3 protein-coding genes and 1 pseudogene are annotated in these 4932 nt (G+C 46.3%); 2 read left to right on the top strand and 2 right to left on the bottom strand.

What is annotated here, in order from left to right; genetic code table 11:
• Nucleotides 1-304: 304 nt before the first annotated feature.
• The gene (locus F6K38_RS25305) at nucleotides 305-1636 is read right to left on the bottom strand and encodes a D-alanyl-D-alanine carboxypeptidase (protein WP_008182125.1); all 1332 of its coding nucleotides are present in this window, start codon (nucleotides 1634-1636) and stop codon (nucleotides 305-307) included.
• A gap of 508 nt (nucleotides 1637-2144) precedes the next feature.
• Between F6K38_RS25305 and plsX the strand changes: the two genes are divergently transcribed.
• Together plsX and F6K38_RS25295 are read left to right on the top strand one after the other, a co-directional pair.
• Nucleotides 2145-3194: a phosphate acyltransferase PlsX gene (gene plsX, locus F6K38_RS25300; RefSeq protein WP_071986850.1), complete on the top strand. Its 1050-nt coding sequence runs from the start codon at nucleotides 2145-2147 to the stop codon at nucleotides 3192-3194.
• Between the two features lie 413 nt (nucleotides 3195-3607).
• Entirely contained in the window at nucleotides 3608-4606 is a 999-nt protein-coding gene (locus tag F6K38_RS25295) for a beta-ketoacyl-ACP synthase III (RefSeq protein WP_287357853.1), read from the top strand.
• Between the two features lie 83 nt (nucleotides 4607-4689).
• Here F6K38_RS25295 and F6K38_RS25290 read toward each other — a convergent pair.
• Nucleotides 4690-4932 (bottom strand): annotated as a pseudogene (locus tag F6K38_RS25290) (energy-coupling factor ABC transporter ATP-binding protein); the annotation flags it as partial.

Below are 4932 nucleotides of genomic sequence, written 5' to 3'. Positions count from 1 at the left end.
AGGCACGTAAGTGGCTGACTTGCCCAGCATTTAAGGCCGTAGGCCACGCTACGCGAACGGCTTTGTTTATCAGTACATATATTATAGCAATTTTATAATACCCTGTGCAAAATTCATCCCACACCTAATGCTACGCATTAGGTGTGGGATGAATTTTGCCGGACAGCTAAATTAATTTATTGCTGAGACTGGCTTTGGAGCCGTTGCTCAACCCTTGAACTTAACTGTTGAAGGTTGACCGTCAACGGTCAACCTTCAACCTTCAACCTTCAACAAAATTTCAAGCCGACTCAATATCTATTTGCTATTTTTTATTTTCAATCAGCAAGGTACTGCTGATTTTTTCAATACGCTTGGGATCACCAATGATCAATGGTTTATGGGTTTGATTGCTACTCTTTTGGGTAAGGGCACCCCACTCGACAGACAGGCGTTGCAGTAGCTGATCCTGTTTTGCCCGAAATTCTAGGATATCGTTGCCACCATTAATGATGGCAAACCACACTAAACCGCGATCGCGTGTTGGGAGAAAACCAGCTAGAGCACTAACTTCTCTGAGAGTTCCGGTTTTAATCACAGCCCCTGGGGGAATGTTACGGTCGAGCATGGTCCCCTTAGTATCCCGTCCAGCTAGGGGGAAGACATCCCTAAGATTAAGCTGGTAAGGCTGTAAAAAGCGCTCAATAGCCATGAGCATAGCACAAGCAGCACGGGGGGAAATTCGATTCTCCATACCTAAGCCAGAGCCATTAATCAACTGAATTTCGCTACCGGGTAAACCAGCTGACCTAGCCGCCAACCGAGCGGTTGTCTGAGCACCGCCAATGGCTTGAGACAACATCTGAGATACGTCGTTGTTACTGTAGATGTTCATCTCTCTAAGAATATCTACCAGGGGCAAAGACTTGTGGAGTAACAGATATTCTTGCTTGGGAATGGGAGTATCAGATACAACTACATTCCCAGCAATTTCTAATTGGGGTTTCTCGGTTCCTTTGGGCATGGCTTGATATTGGCGGAGAATCTGCCAAGACCAGCTGCTGGATTTTAAGGCTTGCAAGAGTTGTCCACCAGCAATTTCTGGGTTGTCCTTATCATTCATAGTGAAATGGCCAATGATGACTAAATTCCCAGTGACCCGGCGGATTCCCAGTTGATTTAGGCTATTACCCAATGCGATCGCTTCTTCCCACACAAAAAACGGGTCGCTACCACCAGTAATTACCAAATCTCCCTGCAATACCCCATCTTTAACTATTCCGGTGGCACTGACTCTAGTTTCAAATTGATGAGCTGGTCCCCATTGCTGTAATGCCGCTAGACTAGTGGCAATTTTCGTGATTGAAGCTGCGGGTATTGGAACATTTCCCCGGTGGGTCGCCAGTCTAGTCAGTCCCGATTGAATCCATACTCCTTGCTTAACTGCTGAACCTTGAACACGCCATTTTTCTATGAATTCAGCCACAATCGCTTCAGCAGACGGGTCTGGTTCAGCTGGCAAGCTAAACAAGGAGGTATCCCGCCAAGCCATCAGTTGAGCTTGATCAAGGTTGATCGGTTGCAGAATTCTCCAAAGTTTCACAGATATAACGACAAACGCACCGGCCAGCATCCCAGCAGCAAGTTGTTTTAGCATTCACTACACCACATTTGTTTCTTGAGGCTGCTCTATTTTAGATACTGAATGCTGCTACTGTTAAGTCCTAATCAATGATTCTCAGGAAGTTTCCGGTTTGTCGTAGGGTTTATCTGGTATAATTGTCTTAACAGCCACAGAAGCTTGAGATTTGGGAGTCTGCTGATCAAGACGACCTAAGCAATAATCGAGCTAAGAGCAATTGTTGTATCAAACAACAGTTAAGTTGTTCTGTAGTAAATGCATTGGCTGTAAGCAAAAGCGCTTTTGGGATTTTCCGGCAAAGCCAACACAGATACCTCCTCGTCAATTGTTAATTGACGTGCTATACACGGATTCCGGCTATGGGGCGGAATTACCGGGTTAAATGTATCTGAACAGTTCTGTTGAGAACATGTCACCATGCAAGTCTTTCGGGTCCCAAATCTCAAGTTAAACAGATCACATTGTTTACTATTCCAGGTAATGGTTCTGGTAAGATGTGGAAGGTTTCTATAAACTTTGAGCAATGGCATCGACTGGCGCACGAATCGCAATAGACGCTATGGGCGGGGATTATGCCCCCCATGAAATAGTTGCTGGAGCTATTAGAGCACAAGCTGAGTTAGGGGTAGAGGTATTGTTGGTAGGGGATCCTGAGCAAATCAGATCCTCTATTGCCCAACACCACGGATCAAGTCAGATAGAAATTGTAGCTGCTGATGGTGTCGTTGCCATGGGTGAAGAACCCTTGGTGAGCTTGAAGCGTAAGCCCAACGCTTCTATTAACGTAGCCATGGACTTAGTCAAGGAAGGACGTGCTGACGCTGTAGTCTGTGCTGGGCACTCTGGGGCAGCCATGGCAGCGGCTCTATTGCGCTTAGGGCGTCTGCCAGGGATTGACCGTCCCGCAATTGGCGCAGTGTTTCCTACCATCATGGCTGGCAAGCCAGTGATTATAATGGACGTGGGGGCAATTGTGGATTGTCGCCCTAAATATCTAGAGCAGTTTGCCATCATGGGGTCAGTATATAGCAAGTATGTCTTGGGCATGGAAGAGCCTAAGGTGGGTCTGCTAAACATTGGTGAGGAAGAGTGTAAAGGCAATGATTTGGCCATCCGCACTCATCAACTGCTACGAAAGAATTCCAGAATAAACTTTATTGGCAATGCTGAGGGTAGAGATGTACTCTCAGGTCAGTTTGATGTAATTGTGTGCGATGGCTTTGTGGGCAATATACTGCTCAAGTTTGCCGAAGCAGTAGGGGAGGTGATGCTGCAAATTATCCGAGAAGAACTGCCTCAAGGGATACAAGGTCAGCTAGGTACAGCGTTGTTAAAACCCAACTTGAAGCGGATTAAGCAGCGTATGGATCATGCCGAACATGGCGGTGCTCTACTCTTGGGGGTGGCAGGAATTTGTATTATTAGTCACGGTAGCTCCCAAGCCCCATCGATTTTTAACGCCATTCGGTTGGCTCAAGAAGCCATTGATCACCGAGTACTAGAGCGGATTAAAGCTAATCACTTCAAAAAGTCTAAGAAATCAGTGGCTACTAATTCCAGCAGTGAGGAGTAAGGCATGATCGACTGATCAGCATTTCAAGGCTACCATTAGCGCAACTGTTTTTTTGTTGACGGTTGACCGTTGGCGGTTGAAAGTTTATGGTTAACCGTTAACCTTAAGAGTGTCAAGCATGGGGACTAAACTTTGACTAGCTGATCAAGTCTCGTGTTAGAATTCCTTAGCGGAATTGCCCACCGTATTAGGGTGGCGATCGATAACGGTAATTACAAGAGGGTTCCGTGATAATGGCAGATTGTTAGCTTGAGCGTCCCACAAGCCTCACAACATAGTTGTTTAAGGCTTGTGTGCTATAGTTGAGTGTGGCATTGATGGCAAGATTGACCAATCACCAGTCTTTCCGCCTTCTCCCTAAGCAGCGAACTTGGGAAGAGAAAAACATGGGATGCAACTGATGGAGAATAGCCTTGAATCAACTAGGAACAGGCATTGCTATTACCGGAAGCGGTTCCGCAGCGTCAGAGGTTACCCTCGATAACCATCAACTAAGCCAAATGGTTGATACATCGGATGAGTGGATTACCACCCGTACCGGAATTCGGCAAAGGCATCTGGTGCATGCACAAGGGAGTCTAAGTGAGATGGCTACTGGGGCAGCAAGGAATGCGATCGCTATGGCTGGAATTGCTCCTGAAGACCTAGATCTGATTATCCTAGCCACCTCAACCCCGGATGATCTGTTTGGCAGTGCTAATCAAGTTCAGGCACTCCTGGGAGCATCAAAAGCAGTTGCCTTTGATATAACCGCAGCCTGCTCTGGGTTCGTCTTTGGACTGGCTACAGCGTCCCAATTTATCCGCACTGGCGTTTACCAAAATGTCTTACTGATTGGTGCGGATATTCTATCAAGATGGGTGGATTGGTCAGACCGAAGTACTTGTGTACTATTTGGAGATGGTGCTGGGGCTGTAGTTTTGCAGGCAAATCAATCCGACCGCTTACTGGGATTTGCACTGTGTAGTGATGGTACCCAAAATAGCTGTCTTCAGTTAGCATATGAACCACAACAGCAGGAAATTGTCAAGGGTTTGACTGTTGGTAAAGGGACTTATCAGCCCATTACCATGAGTGGCAAAGAGGTTTATCGCTTTGCGGTGCAAAAGGTACCAGAAGTGATTGAAAAAGCATTATTCCGAGCCGATATCACCACTGAACAGGTGGATTGGCTGGTCTTGCATCAAGCTAATCAGCGGATTCTGGATGCAGTTGCCCAACGTCTTAAGATTCCTAAGCACAAGGTTCTAAGTAATCTTGCCCAATATGGTAATACCTCAGCGGCTTCTATACCTATAGTGTTGGATGAAGCAGTGCGGCTTGAGAAAATTAAATCAGGAGATATTATAGCTACCTCCGGCTTTGGTGCAGGATTGACTTGGGGAGCAGCGGTTTTTAAGTGGGGAAGGTAATTGATGTACTCCAGCACCATCCTGACCCAGTTAATCATTGTTGACGGTTAACAATCAACAGTCAACCGCCAACGACTAACTTTTCAAGGGTTACTGATAACAGACACTATGGAGTGAGGCTTTTCCAAACCATGATCCTCCATCAGCTGCTGATTAGCCATCACCTGTTGAGGAGGACCGTCAGCAATAATTTGCCCTTCGTCAAGTAGTAAAACGCGATCGCATACTTCTAAAATCAGTTCTAGGTCATGGGAGGAAATCAGTATTGTCTCCTCGGACCGTTTCAAAAAGCTAATCAAGCGACGCCGGGAACGAAGGTCAAGATT

This window comes from Moorena sp. SIO3B2, from assembly GCF_010692525.1.
Taxonomy (GTDB): Bacteria; Cyanobacteriota; Cyanobacteriia; order Cyanobacteriales; family Coleofasciculaceae; genus Moorena; species Moorena producens.
Note: the sequence above shows the minus strand (reverse complement) of the source record. Positions and strands in the feature narration are given on the sequence as shown.

Bases quoted from the DNA above. Each gene is read 5' to 3' on its own strand.
- F6K38_RS25305 (WP_008182125.1), bottom strand. From the start codon at position 1,636: ATGCTAAAACAACTTGCTGCTGGGATGCTGGCCGGTGCGTTTGTCGTT.
- plsX (WP_071986850.1), top strand. From the start codon at position 2,145: ATGGCATCGACTGGCGCACGAATCGCAATAGACGCTATGGGCGGGGAT.